The sequence below is a fragment of the Kribbella sp. NPDC050820 genome, assembly GCF_040653975.1.
Lineage (GTDB): Bacteria > Actinomycetota > Actinomycetes > Propionibacteriales > Kribbellaceae > Kribbella.
The window spans coordinates 70791-83625 of record NZ_JBFAHB010000023.1; the positions used below are offsets into that span (position 1 = coordinate 70791).

The 12835-nt window shown below is 68.5% G+C and carries 11 protein-coding genes; 4 read left to right on the forward strand and 7 right to left on the reverse strand.

All coding sequences use genetic code 11. From position 1 onward, the window contains the following. Positions 1-27: 27 nt before the first annotated feature. Entirely contained in the window at positions 28-1449 is a 1422-nt protein-coding gene (mptB, locus tag AB0H36_RS21235) for a polyprenol phosphomannose-dependent alpha 1,6 mannosyltransferase MptB (RefSeq protein WP_360525728.1), read from the forward strand. On the opposite strand, the gene menD is transcribed toward mptB, so the two are convergent. Genes menD through menE form a run of 3 tightly spaced genes read right to left on the reverse strand, consistent with a single transcriptional unit; the run spans position 1436 to position 5093 of the window. Further along, a complete protein-coding gene (gene menD / locus AB0H36_RS21240) occupies positions 1436-3076 on the reverse strand; it encodes a 2-succinyl-5-enolpyruvyl-6-hydroxy-3-cyclohexene-1-carboxylic-acid synthase (protein ID WP_360525731.1) in 1641 nt (546 codons plus the stop codon). The two genes, mptB and menD, sit on opposite strands and share 14 nt — an antisense overlap. Continuing rightward, positions 3073-4005, reverse strand: coding sequence for an o-succinylbenzoate synthase (locus AB0H36_RS21245; RefSeq protein WP_360525734.1), 933 nt, complete (start codon positions 4003-4005; stop codon positions 3073-3075). The genes menD and AB0H36_RS21245 overlap by 4 nt, the downstream gene beginning before the upstream one ends. Further along, on the reverse strand, positions 4002-5093 hold the full coding sequence (gene menE, locus AB0H36_RS21250) for an o-succinylbenzoate--CoA ligase (protein WP_360525737.1): 1092 nt from the start codon (positions 5091-5093) through the stop codon (positions 4002-4004). Before menE ends, AB0H36_RS21245 begins: the two co-directional genes overlap by 4 nt. Before the next feature lie 103 nt (positions 5094-5196). Between menE and AB0H36_RS21255 the strand changes: the two genes are divergently transcribed. Both AB0H36_RS21255 and AB0H36_RS21260 read left to right on the forward strand, forming a co-directional pair. Beyond that, a complete protein-coding gene (locus AB0H36_RS21255; protein WP_360525740.1) occupies positions 5197-6069 on the forward strand; it encodes a 1,4-dihydroxy-2-naphthoate polyprenyltransferase in 873 nt (290 codons plus the stop codon). A gap of 219 nt (positions 6070-6288) precedes the next feature. Further along, positions 6289-7374, forward strand: coding sequence for a hypothetical protein (locus tag AB0H36_RS21260; RefSeq protein ID WP_360525743.1), 1086 nt, complete (start codon positions 6289-6291; stop codon positions 7372-7374). Between the two features lie 3 nt (positions 7375-7377). Here the strand turns inward: AB0H36_RS21260 and AB0H36_RS21265 are convergent, their stop codons facing one another. Together AB0H36_RS21265 and AB0H36_RS21270 are read right to left on the reverse strand one after the other, a co-directional pair. Further along, entirely contained in the window at positions 7378-8532 is a 1155-nt protein-coding gene (locus AB0H36_RS21265; protein ID WP_360525746.1) for a PLP-dependent cysteine synthase family protein, read from the reverse strand. A gap of 79 nt (positions 8533-8611) precedes the next feature. Beyond that, positions 8612-9268, reverse strand: coding sequence for a hypothetical protein (locus tag AB0H36_RS21270; RefSeq protein WP_360525749.1), 657 nt, complete (start codon positions 9266-9268; stop codon positions 8612-8614). A gap of 100 nt (positions 9269-9368) precedes the next feature. Between AB0H36_RS21270 and AB0H36_RS21275 the strand changes: the two genes are divergently transcribed. After that, positions 9369-10388, forward strand: coding sequence for a M48 family metallopeptidase (locus AB0H36_RS21275; RefSeq protein WP_360525752.1), 1020 nt, complete (start codon positions 9369-9371; stop codon positions 10386-10388). 83 nt (positions 10389-10471) lie between these two features. Here the strand turns inward: AB0H36_RS21275 and AB0H36_RS21280 are convergent, their stop codons facing one another. Both AB0H36_RS21280 and AB0H36_RS21285 read right to left on the reverse strand, forming a co-directional pair. Then, on the reverse strand, positions 10472-12055 hold the full coding sequence (locus AB0H36_RS21280; RefSeq protein WP_360525755.1) for an MFS transporter: 1584 nt from the start codon (positions 12053-12055) through the stop codon (positions 10472-10474). 60 nt (positions 12056-12115) lie between these two features. Further along, positions 12116-12721, reverse strand: coding sequence for a TetR-like C-terminal domain-containing protein (locus tag AB0H36_RS21285; RefSeq protein ID WP_360525758.1), 606 nt, complete (start codon positions 12719-12721; stop codon positions 12116-12118). Positions 12722-12835 lie beyond the last annotated feature (114 nt).

The following is a 12835-nucleotide window of genomic DNA, read 5'->3' on the forward strand; positions in this document are numbered from 1 at the left end:
GTCGCCCACGGCGGCTAACTTCCGCTCATGCGCTCGCCGATGATCCGTGGGGTGGTCGGCTCCGTCGTAGTCGCCGTGGCGAGCCTGGTGACCTCGGTGGTGCCGCCCTCCTCCTGGGTGGCGTCGTTCCCGATCACCGGCGAACTGCGGACCTCGCTGCTGGGCCGGATGGTCGGACTGTCGTTCATGGTGGCCGGGCTCGGGCTGATGGCCTGGGCCTGGCTGTCCGTGGGCCGCCGCGTGATGGCCGGCGAACGACTCCCACTGCTGCGCATGACGGCGTACTGGACCGCTCCGCTGCTGCTGATCCCGCCGCTGTTCAGCCGGGACGCGTGGAGCTACGCCGCGCAGGGTGCGCTCGTGGCCGAGGGCTACAACCCGTACGACGTAGGCCCCGGGGTGCTGTCCGGTCACATCGTCGAGGCCGTCGACCCCATGTGGATGCAGACGCCGGCGCCGTACGGGCCACTACCTCTCGCATACGGCGGTCTGGTCGCACACCTGACCATGGACCCGTACGTCCTGATGCTCGCCCACCGCCTGCTCGCTGTGGTCGGCATGCTCCTGATCGCGTGGGCCGTACCGCGACTGGCGACCGCATGCCGCGTCGACCCGCTGGTCGCGACCTGGCTGGTCGTAGCCAACCCGATGCTGATCATGCACGGCATCGGCGCGGCGCATAACGACGTACTGATGCTCGGACTGGCCTGTAGTGCGTTTGCTCTCGCCTTGACGGGCCATTGGGGTACGGCGGCAGTCGTAGCGGGTGCTGCGGCCGCAGTGAAGCTGCCTGGCGGCCTAGTGGTGATCGCCATCGCCGCAGTGATGAGTCCGCGGGCTGGGCGGGCGCTGCGGTTCGCCAGTCTGGCGATCGCCGGTGCTGTGTCGGTGTTGACGCTAGTAACCATCGGGGAGCTGACCGGAGTGGGGTCCGGATGGCTGAGTGCGCTCGACGTGCCCGGTCTGGTGCGCTCACCGTTCTCCATTGCGAACCTGATCGGCATGGCGGCGTCCGGCGTACTCGCGTGGCTGGGTGAGGACACCGCCGCCGAGCAGGCACTGCAACTGGTCCGCTTGGCCGGGATGCTGCTGGCGATCGGACTGATCGCCGTACTGAGCCTGCGGTCGTCCATCCACCACGCGGCGCGCGCAGTGGGCATCGCTCTGCTCGCTGTGGTGCTGCTAGGCCCGAGTGCGCACGACTGGTACTTCCTGTGGTGCCTGCCATTCCTTGCCGTCGCTCGGCCCGGCCGGCGGCTGACCACGATCGTCACAGCGGTCAGCCTGATCTTCACCATCGCGGCGCCGCTCAACTCCTCGCTGCGCGGCGCCACCATCCCGATCCTCACCACGACAGCGCTGGCCATCGCGACCATCGCGCCGTTGCTCAATCACCTGCGCAAGCTGCAGCCCGCGAAGAAGACCCGTGTCCCCGTCACTGCTGCTTGAGCGCCGCCACCAGCGCTTCGCCCAGCGGCCGGTGGTCGTCGCGGGAAACTCGCGCTTCCACCACATCCAGACCGGCGACCATCGGGCTCAGCGCGGCACGCAGCGCGTCCGGGGTCTCGGCCAGCGTGTAGCGGGTGCCGGTTGCTGCGCACAGGGCAGACAGGTCGGAGTTGTGCGGCGTACCGAAGACTCGCTCGAAGTAGCCGGCGTGGGTCGGATCACCCTGCTCGAGGGTGGAGAAGATGCCGCCGCCGTTGTCGTTGACCACGATGATGCGCAGGTCGGGACGGGCCTCGTCGGGGCCGATGATCAGGCCGTTGGCGTCGTGCAGGAAGGCCAGGTCCCCGATCAGCGCGTACGTCGGCCCCGCATTGGCCAGCGCTGCTCCGACAGCCGTCGATATGGTGCCGTCGATGCCGGCCAGGCCGCGGTTGGCGATGGTGCGGATCGGGACCACCGGTGCGAGGTCGAGGTCGCGGACCGGGTTCGACGACGCGACCACGAGCATGCCGTCGGCGCCGACCGCCTCCCCCACGATCGCGGCGATGCGCGGGCCGTTCAGGCCGTCCGCGAGCACCTTGTCGATGACCGGACGAGCCAGTTGGTCCGCGTGCTGCCAGCGCTCGAGCCAGTCGGTGGTGTCGGGACCGGCCACCTCCAGCCCCGTGACGACGGACGACGCACGGCGAGCCGAGTCCGGCCACAAGCCGGCCGGTGACACCACGATCACCTCGACGTCGGGCCGCGCGAGCAGCTTGGCGATCGGCCGGGACAGCGTCGGGTGCCCGTACACCAGGACCCGTTCGATCTCCGCCGCCAAAGAGTTTGCCTGCAGCAACAGCCGGTACGCCGATATGACCGACGGACCGGTCCGCGCCCGGCTGGACGGCTCGGCGAACAACGGCCATTGACCGGCCTCCGCCGCGAGCCGCGCCGCCTGTGACGCGCCATCGCCCGCAACGACGACAGTCTTCGGCCCAGGCTGGACGGCCGACGGCTGCCCGGCGGCAGCATGCACCGCAGTCCAAGGCCCACTACTACGACCGTCCAACGGCTCGGGCCACTCCGGCCCATCGGTGGGCACCAGCGGCTCAGCGAGCGGGCAGTTGAGTTGCACCGGGCCCGGGTCGGCCGACCGGGCACCGACCGCGTTGGCCACGGCCCGGGCGACCTGCGACCGCCAGTACGCCACCTGGCCCACCTCGCGGACCGGAGTGCCCATCTCGTGGAACAGCCGCACCGCAGAGCCGAACACCTTCAGCTGATCGGTCGTCTGGTTGGCGCCGCTCCCCCGCAGGGCCGGTGGCCGGTCCGCGCTGAGGACGATGAGGGGCAGGCCGCTGTGCGAGGCTTCCAGCACGGCCGGGTGCAGGTTGGCTACCGCCGTACCCGACGTGGTGACCACGGGCACCGGCAGTCCGGTCCCACGGATCAGGCCGATCGCCAGGAAGCCCGCCGTACGCTCGTCGATCCGGACGTGCAGCCGCAGCCGGCCGTCACGGTCCGCTGCAGCGAGTGCGAGCGCCAGTGGCGCACTGCGGGAGCCCGGCGCCACTACGGCTTCGCGTACGCCGTTGCGGATCAGTTCGTCGACCACCACAGTCGCAAACGCCGTGGACGGGTTCATCCGGCACTCCTCATCTGCACTTGGCTCATGCGCTCTTCCCACACCGCAGTCCTGGTCGCATCCGCTCGGGCAGCGTCCAGCAACGCTGGGTCCGGCTGCACGCGCCGTACCGGCAGGAAGCCGTCCACCGGTAGCAGCGGCTCTGCCACGACGTCGCTGGTGAACATGGACACTGTGGCGAGCCCGCACGCGTACGGCAGCTCCGGAAGCGCGGCAGCGAGTGCAACACCCGCAGCGATACCCACTGACGTCTCGAGCGCTGACGAGACCACCACAGGGAGTCCGATCTGCTCAGCGATGTCCAGGCACGCACGCACTCCACCGATGGGCTGGACCTTCAGTACGGCGATGTCCGCCGCGTCCAGCTTCTTCACCAGCAAGGGGTCCTCGGCCCGCCGGATCGACTCGTCTGCCGCCACGGGGACGTCGGTACGGCGTCTGACGGCTGCTAGATCCTCCACGCGCGCGCACGGCTGCTCGACGTACTCCAGGTCGAAGCGCTGGAGCTCCCGTAGTGCTTGCACAGCCTCATCTACCGACCACGCGCCGTTGGCGTCAATGCGCACACGCCCGGCTCCGATGGCGTCCCGGACTGCCTCCACGCGCTCCAGGTCGTCCGCGACCGACTGCCCCGGCTCTGCCACCTTCACCTTGGCCGTGCGGCATCCAGACGTCCGCACGATCTCGGCAGCGCGCTCCGGACCGACAGCGGGCACAGTACAGTTCACGGGTACGGCGTCCCGCACCGGAGCCGGCCACCCGTCGACGGCCGCCTCCTGGGCCGCCTGCAACCAAGGCACGCAGGTCGCGTCGTCGTAGTCCAGGAACGGACTCCACTCGGCCCAGCCCGCGGGGCCTTCGAAGAGCATGCCCTCGCGCACGGTGATGCCGCGGAACCTGTTCTTGAGGCCGATCGAGTACGTGATCACCGCACGCCCTCCAGCAGCGCCTGACGATCAACCTTGCCTGAGGCAAGCATCGGCAGTACGGACAGCTGGACCACTTCACGCGGGGCCCAGGTCCGCGGCAGCACCTCGGCCACGAAGTCGCGCAGCTCGTCGCGGCCGGGTTCACCCACGACAAAGGCGACCACCCGGGTCCCCCACTCGGCGTCGGGCACGCCCAGCACGACCACATCCTTCAGCCGCGGGTGCTCGAGCAGCCGGGCCTGGACGGTCGGGAGCGTGATGTTGACGCCGCCTGAGATCACCACGTCGTCCACCCGGCCGATCACCCGCAGGCGACCGTCGACGAGCTCGCCGCGGTCCTGTGTGCGGAACCAGCCGTCCCGGAGCACCTCGGCCGTCAACTCGGGCCGTCGTCGGTAGCCGGAGAACAGCGTCGGGCCTTTGATCAGGATGCGGCCGGCGTCGAAGGCGATCGCCGTACCCTCCAACGGCTTGCCGGCGTAGACGCATCCGCTGCCGGTCTCCGTCATCCCGTACGCCGGGATCGCGGTGACGCCGGCCTCGGCCGCGCGGGCCTTCAACGGAGCCGGGGTCGCGGCGCCACCGATGATGATCGCGTCGAACACGCGCAGGGCGTCGACGTCGGTATCCAAGTAGCGCGCGAGTTGGGTCGGGACCATCGCGGTGTAGCGCCGGGCGCCGGTCATCGCGGCGGCTGCCTCGCTGAAGCTCGCCTTAGCGACGACTGGGGCCAGGCCCGCCACGACTGACCGGGTGAGGATCTGCAGGCCGCCCACGAAGTACGGCTTCATCGGCAGCAGCCACTGGCCGGGGCCACCGAGTCGGTCGTGCGTAGCGGTCGCGGAGGCGAGCAGGGCCTCGCGGGACAGCAGCACGCCCTTCGGCTCACCGGACGACCCGGATGTGGTGAGCACCACAGCACAGTGGTCCTCCAGCGGCTCGTCCGGCGCAGCCGCCTGCCGGACTCGGGCCGCAGCCGCCGGATCCGAGGGGACCGGCGCAAACGCCGTACCCGTCCCCTCCAGTACGGCGGCAAGCGCAGACAACACCGCATCCGGCGTACCGGGGACCAGGCGCAACGTAGACATGTCAGCAACGAGCGTACGGCCCACCCGCTGCCGCCCTGCTCGCGGCTGCCCGCGGCTGCCCTGGTCGTGGCTGGTGCGGGTGTGGCTGACACAATCGGCAGTCATGGCCACACCTGCCCAGTGGATCGAAGGCGCGCGCCCACGCACGCTGCCCGCCGCGATCGCTCCTGTCCTCGTCGGAACCGGTGCAGCCGCCTACCTGGACGGCTTCGTCTGGTGGAAGGCCTTGCTGGCCCTCGGCGTCGCCCTGGCCCTGCAGATCGGGGTCAACTACGCCAACGACTACAGCGACGGCATCCGCGGCACCGACGAGAACCGTGTCGGCCCACTGCGTCTGGTCGGCTCCAAGGTCGCCACACCGGGACAGGTGAAGACCGCAGCGTTCACCTGCTTCGGTGTAGGCGCCGTACTCGGGGTCATTCTTTGCGCTACCTCCAACTGGTGGCTGCTGATCGCCGGTGCGGCCTCACTGGTCGGCGCATGGTTCTACACCGGCGGCAAGCGCCCGTACGGCTACCGCGCACTCGGTGAGGTCAGCGTCTTCGTGTTCTTCGGCCTGGTCGCCGTACTGGGCACCACCTACGTCCAGGCAGAGACCCTCCACTGGACGGCCGTGGCCGGCGCCGTGGCCATCGGCTCGATCGCCTGCGCCCTCCTGATCGCCAACAACCTCCGCGACATCCCGACCGACACCGTCACCGGAAAACGCACCCTGGCCGTCGTCCTGGGTGCCCCCCGCTCCCGCCACCTGTACGCCACCTTGATCGCCCTGGCCTTCATCCTGGCGGCCATCTCAGCCCTCGCCACCCCGTGGACGCTCCTGGCCCTCATCGCCCTGCCCCTGGCCGCCAAGGCAGTCCGCACAGTCGTCAGCGACGCAACAGGACCGGCCCTGATCCCCGTCCTCAAAGCCACCGGCCTGACCGAACTCGCCTACGCAGTCGGCCTCGCCGTCGGCCTCGCCATCGGAAGCTAGGACGTCCCCGAGCCACCCGTTCGGCGGGATCGGCACCGGGTCGAGGTCCGGCATCGATGCCGTGGGCAACAAACTGCGATGATGCACGATTTTCGAGACCGGCCAGTTCCGTTCATACGGCGAGTAACGATTGCATACGCTTTGTCGATATCCAGGACGTGCACGCGTTGACGCGTTCGGGGCCGGAAGCGCATCCTGGCTTCGAGTTGGTGGGGGCCTATGGGATCAATTTGGGAAACCAGATTCAAAAACCATCCGCTGTGGGCGCTGATCAATCAGATCACGGGGCAACTCAAGAGCCTCGCGCTACCGGATGATGCGGACTTGGCGGATTCGCTGTCGCGCCTGCGCTGGCTGGTCGAGACAATCGACGCTCATCGACAGGAAGACCCGCGGCGATACTCGACGCACATGTTGGACAATGTCCACATCCATATCGCGGCAAACGTGCAGCCACACCTTTCGCGATATGCACTGGACCCCGACGGTTGCGCACCCTGTCTGCGGGCCGCCGCCGACGGCGTCGACACGGTCCTCGAGCAGTTGGGGATCTGGCCGCCGCTGAGCCAACTCCATCGCCAGGTCGCCGAAGCACAGCAGGCCGTCGCCGCCGAGTCGGTCACGTTGTCGGCGTACAAGAGGCAACTGGAGAAGGAGATCGGGGATTCGCTGGAGCGGCAGGTCTCGGCTGCCACGCAGAATTATCGAGCGAACCTCGAGGAACTCGAGGAAACGCTCATGGCGGCCGTACTGGGGGCAAGTCGCGACCTGGCCAGCCTGGAGGAGATGCGCGGCCAAGGCGCAAAGGTCTTGACCGCGCTCACCCAACAGGCGGTCGCCGACAACTACGGAAAGAATGCGCGCAACAAGGCGTTCGCCGGTTGGACCTGGGACTTGCTGGGCCTTGCCGTCGGCGGCGTTCCGCTGGTCATACTCCTGACCCACTATTTCGACTCGGATTCAACTATCTTGTCGTCGGCGACCGTCACCCTGACAAGGCTCTGGATCGCCTTGGCGGCCGTTGGCCTCGCCTGCCTCTGCTTCACCCGCGGGTCGGTCGATCATCGTGAATCACGACGATCCAAACGGGCGGACCTTCGGCTGCGGACCGTCCATGCATTCATCGCCAATCAGCCCGAGGAGGTCAGAGAAGCTGTTCTCGAGGGCATGGCGAATCGAATCTATCTGCAGGGAAATCTGGAGAGCCACGAAGACACCGGCCGCGCGACAGCGGACTTGGCCACCTACCTCGCCCGGGCCCGGTCGCGACGCCAGGCGGACGACTTCGCCGGCAGCGAGAACTGACGGTCAGCTGACCGGGCGCGGACGCTCCTGCGTGCTCAGCGGCTGAGGTTCTACCCAACGGCCGGTTGTCACGAAGGTCTCCAACGTCACGGTGTACGGCGTGATGTCGATGCCGTTGGTACGGAGCCAGGCGTCGTCGTAGTAGGTGTTGCCGTAGCGTTCGCCGCTGTCGCAGAGGAGGGTGACGATGCTGCCTCGGGTGCCGGTACGGCGCATCTCCTCGGCCAGGCGGAGGGCGCCCCAGAGGTTGGTGCCGGTGGAGCCGCCGACGAGGCGGCCGGTCACGCGGGAGCAGAAGCGCATCGCGGCGATCGAGGCGGCATCGGGGACGGAGATCATCCGGTCGACCACGCCGAGGACGAACGACGGCTCGACGCGCGGGCGGCCGATGCCTTCGATGCGGGACGGCCGGCCGGTGGAGAAGTCGTCGTCCGCGGCCTCGTACCCGGGGAAGAAGGCCGAGTTCTCCGGGTCGACCACGCAGACCGAGGTGTCGTACCGGAGGTAGCGGACGTAGCGGCCGATGGTGGCCGACGTGCCGCCGGTGCCGGCGCCGACCACGACCCAGGTGGGGATCGGGTGCTGCTCGAGCTTCAGCTGGCCGAAGATCGACTCGGCGATGTTGTTGTTGCCACGCCAGTCGGTGGCGCGCTCGGCGTACGTGAACTGGTCCATGTAGTGGCCGCCGGTCTCCTCGGCCAGCCGCTTCGCCTCGCCGTAGATCTGGCCGGACCGCTCGACGAAGTGGCAGCGGCCGCCGTAGAACTCGATCAGCTCGACCTTCTCCGGGCTGGTCGAGCGCGGCATCACCGCGATGAACGGGAGGCCGAGCAGACGGGCGAAGTACGCCTCGCTGACCGCGGTCGAGCCGCTGGACGCCTCGATCACCGTGGTGCCCTCGCGGATCCAGCCGTTGCACAGCGCGTACAGGAACAGCGAGCGCGCCAACCGGTGCTTGAGCGAGCCGGTCGGGTGCACGGACTCGTCCTTCAGGTACAGGTCGACCCCGGTGAGCTCCGGCATCGGGAACACGTGCAGGTGCGTGTCCGCGCTCCGGTTCGCGTCCGCGTCGACGATCCGGATCGCCTCGGCCACCCAGGCCCGAGCCTTCTCGTCACGCCGATCAACCTCGCGACACACCCCATCAACCTCACTCATGCGGGCCAGGCTAGATGCTAAGCCCACATTTGAATATTCCTACGCTCGGTGAGCGTACGGCGTGCGCATGCCGTGCGACTCAATCTCTGTGCCGACGGGCCTTCCGCAGCGGACGCACGACCCAGCGCAGCGCGTCCTCCGCGGTTTCGGCCTCGATCACCTGGCCAAACGCCTCCTCGGACAGCAGCCGCTGGAAATCCGCCTCGTACCGCTCGATCAGAGCGGGAGTTACGCCGCTCGGCGCCATCCGGGTGATGACGAAGCAGTCCCCCGGCTCCTCGTCGTACGGCGATGGATCCTCGATCAACGGGATCAGTGGCACGCGGACGAGGTGACCACAGTGCCCCACCGGCGGCAACGGCCCAAGTTCCTTGCGCTCTCCGACCACCGAAAGCGCGTCCAGGACGACCGGCTCGAAGAACTCGACCATCTCGTCGACCGTCATCCCCGCCAAGTCCGGGCACACGACGGAGAAGTCAGGTGACAGCAACCTCCCGATGACCGGCACCGCCCTCCGTTGTCTCCCCCGCTTCTTCGCCTGGTACTCGATATGCAGCGCGACCCGCTCATAACCGCGCTGGGCAAGCCAGGCGGCGCCGTCGTACTCGTTGAGCAGCTTCGCCTCGAGCCGGCCGAGAGCCTCCCACGTCTTGTCCACGACCTGGCCGGAGAAGTCCCGCTCGCGGCTGGGACTGTTGTAAGGCCCTCCGGCCAACCGGAGCCAAGCGATTGTCATCCGCTCATCATCTCGCCTGGATTGATCTCCCTGGGTTCGGGTGGGCGACCCGGGAGCGAGCTAGGTTGTGGGGACAGGGTGTCGACTGGCAGGGGGAGTGATGAGCGAGCACGGTGAGCGGCCGACTCGGCAGCGGGTGACGTTGACGGATATCAGTTCGCGGGCGTGGGAGCACCCGGCGGACCGGGGTGCGCTGGTGGCGCTGCGGCAGCTGAAGGGGTTCGACTTCGTGCTGCGGAAGCTGTCCGGGCTGATCAACGAGCGCGCCTTCCGGCTGCAGTTCCTCGGCGCGGCGATCCGGGTCGACGAGCGGCAGTTCCCGACCGTGCACCGGCTCTACACCGAGGCGGGCATAACCCTCGACGTCCGGCAGCTGCCCGAGCTGTACGTGACCAACAGCCCGGTCTGGAACGCCGTCACGATCGGCATGGACAAGCCGTTCATCGTGCTCAACAGCGCGCTCTTGAAGGGCCTGGACGAGGAGGAAACCCGGTTCATCCTCGGTCACGAGCTCGGTCATGCCCAGAGCGGTCATGCGCTCTACCAGTCGCTGCTGTTCTGGCTGATGCGGCTCACCGGCGCGGTGAACTGGCTGCCGATCGGCGCTCTCGGCCTCCGCGCGATCATCGCCGCCCTGCACGAGTGGTCCCGCAAGGCGGAGCTGTCCGGTGACCGCGCCGGCCTGCTCGCCGTACAGGACCCGGCGGTGGCGCTGCGCGTCCAGATGAAGCTGGCCAGCGGCGGTCAGCTCGGCGAGCTCGACACCACGGCGTTCCTGGCGCAGGGCACGGAGTACGAGGGCGCCGGCGACCTGCGCGACAGCCTGCTCAAGCTGCTGCTGCTCGAGGCCCAGTCGCACCCGCTGGCCGTCGTACGGGCGCACGAGCTGCGGCACTGGGTCGACGAGGGCGAGTACACCGCGATCGTGTCCGGCACCTATCCGAAGCGGCAGGACGACGCCACCGCGTCGATGTCGCAGGAGGCGAAGAACGCGGCCAAGTCCTACTCCGAAGCCTTCGCCCGGTCCCAGGACCCGCTGGCCAAACTGCTGCGCGACATGGGCGACGGCCTGGGCGGCGTCCGCGACTGGGTCTCCAACAGGTTCCCGCCGCGTCCCTGACACCAGAGCCGCGTCCCTGACACCGGACAAGCGAAAGGCCCGCTTCCCCCCTCCCGGGAAGCGGGCCTTTCGAGTTTCCAGGCTCAGCCCATGTGGACCGGGCCGGACTGCCCATCGGTGGCCAGGTCCTTGTGCTTGATGGACAGGCCGACGATCGTGACCACGGCCGCGCCCAGCATCAGGAACGTCGACCACAGGAACGCGCGGGTGAATCCGTGCGTAGTAGCCACGGCGGTGAACTGCCCCTCGAGCTGCTTCAGCTGCTCCGGCGTCGAGCCGGACTGCGCCGCCTTCTGCAGACCCGGGGCCAGCTCGGTGAACCGGTCCTTGATCGCGCTGGTCGAGATCGTGCCGAGGAGCGCCAGGCCGACCGCACCACCGATCTGCTGGACCGTGTTCAGTACTGCGGAGCCGACACCGGAGTCCTCGTTCGCAACACCACTGACCGCGGTCAGCGTGAGCGGCACGAAGATCAGGCCCATGCCGAACGACAGCAGCAGGATGAACGGCAGCAGGTGGGTCCAGTACGTCGAGTCCACCTCGAGCTGACTGAACCCGAGCATCCCGCCGGCCGCCAGCACGCCACCGGCGCCGGAGATCCAGCGCGGGTCCATCCGCGCCACGAGCGACGACGCGACCTGCGCCGCGACCACGATGCCGAGGCTGAACGGCAGGAACGCGAAGCCGGTCTTGATCGCGCTGTAGCCCATGATGTTCTGCACGTAGATGCCCAGGAAGTAGAACATCGAGAACATCGCGGCGCCGACGACCAGCATCACGAAGAAGCTGACTCCGCGGGTCCGGTTGGCCAGGATCCGGAACGGCATCAGCGCGTGCCGCGACCGGGCCTCGATACCGAGGAAGATCGCGATCAGCGCCAGGCCGCCGAGGATGTAGGTCAGCGTCAGCGTGTCGCCCCAGCCCTCGGTGGCCGCGTGGGTCAGACCGTAGACCAGCGAGGTCAGACCGGCCGTGCCGGTGATCGCACCGGGCAGGTCGAACTTGCCGGTCTGCCGCGGCGACTCGCCCAGGAACCGGAAGGCCAGTACGGCGACGATCAGGCCGATCGGCGTGTTGATGAAGAAGGTCCACCGCCAGTCCGCCTCGGTCAGCGCACCGCCGAGGATCAGGCCGACGGCCGCGCCGGCGCCGGACATCGCGGCGTACACACCCATCGCGCGGTTGCGCTCCTTGCCGGCCGGGAAGGTGGTGGTGATCAGTGCCAGCGCGTTCGGCGAGGCCGCCGCGGCCGCCACACCTTGCAGGATCCGGCTGGCGAGCAGCACGCTCTCGCTCTGGGCGATACCGCCGACGAACGATGCCAGGCCGAACAGCACGACACCGAAGACGAACACCTTGCGGCGGCCGATGATGTCACCGATGCGGCCGCCGAGCAGCAGCAGACCACCGAAGGCGAGCGCGTAGGCGTTCACCACCCACGGCAGGTTGGCGTTGCTGAAGCCGAGCTCGTTCTGGATGTGCGGGAGCGCGATGTTGACGATGGTGCCGTCCAGCACCACCATCAGCTGCGCCATGCTGATCAGCGCGAGTGCGATCCCGAGGTTGCGGTGACCGTGGCCGTTGCCTGCCTCCGCGGCAGCCTGGCCCGGCACCGTGTCGACCGGCCGCCGGTCCGGCGGATCGGCCTTGACGACGTCTTCGGACATGAATAGTTCCCCTCTTGGGCGTAGTTGCGTGGTTCGATCGCGGACCGGCCCCTCAACCGGTCAGCTCGCCTGCGACCCCCGCGCCGCAGGCAGGATCACGTTGTCGATCACTCGGAGGATCAGGTCGTCGGTCGGCTCGACGCCGAGGATGTAGGCGTGGTGGATGATCACCGCCGGCAGCGTGGTCGACAGCAGTTGCACGTCCACGTCCGGCGCGATCTCACCCCGCTCCACGGCCCGCTGGTAGACCGCGCGGGTCACGTCGAGCCGAGGCGCCAGGAAGCGCTCCTGGAACGCCCGCTGCAGGTCGTCGTCACGGTGCAGCGCGGTCAGCAGGCCGGCGATCACGGACATCGGAAGCTCGTCGGTGAAGCCGCCGTCGCCGCACGACATCGAGATCAGGTCACCCCGCAGGCTGCCGGTGTCGACGTCCTCCGGAAGCGGGCAGCCCTTCGCCCGGCTGATCGCGTCGACGACCAGGTCGGCCTTGGTGGACCAGCGCCGGTACAGCGTCGCCTTGCTGGCCTTGGCGGCCGTCGCCACCGCGTCCATGGTCAGCCGGTCGTACCCCAGCTCGGCCACCACGGCCACGGTCGCGTCGAGGATCTCCTCCTCGCGACCGCCCTCGACCCGAGGACGCTGCCGGACCCCTGCTGACTCCACCATTCATCACCCTGCGTAGACGACTAGTCACCGATAGAACGAAACGGTTTCGTTTCATCCATCACTCTACGACTCATGTGAAGGAATGCACAAAGGATTTTCCGGAGATTTTGGAAG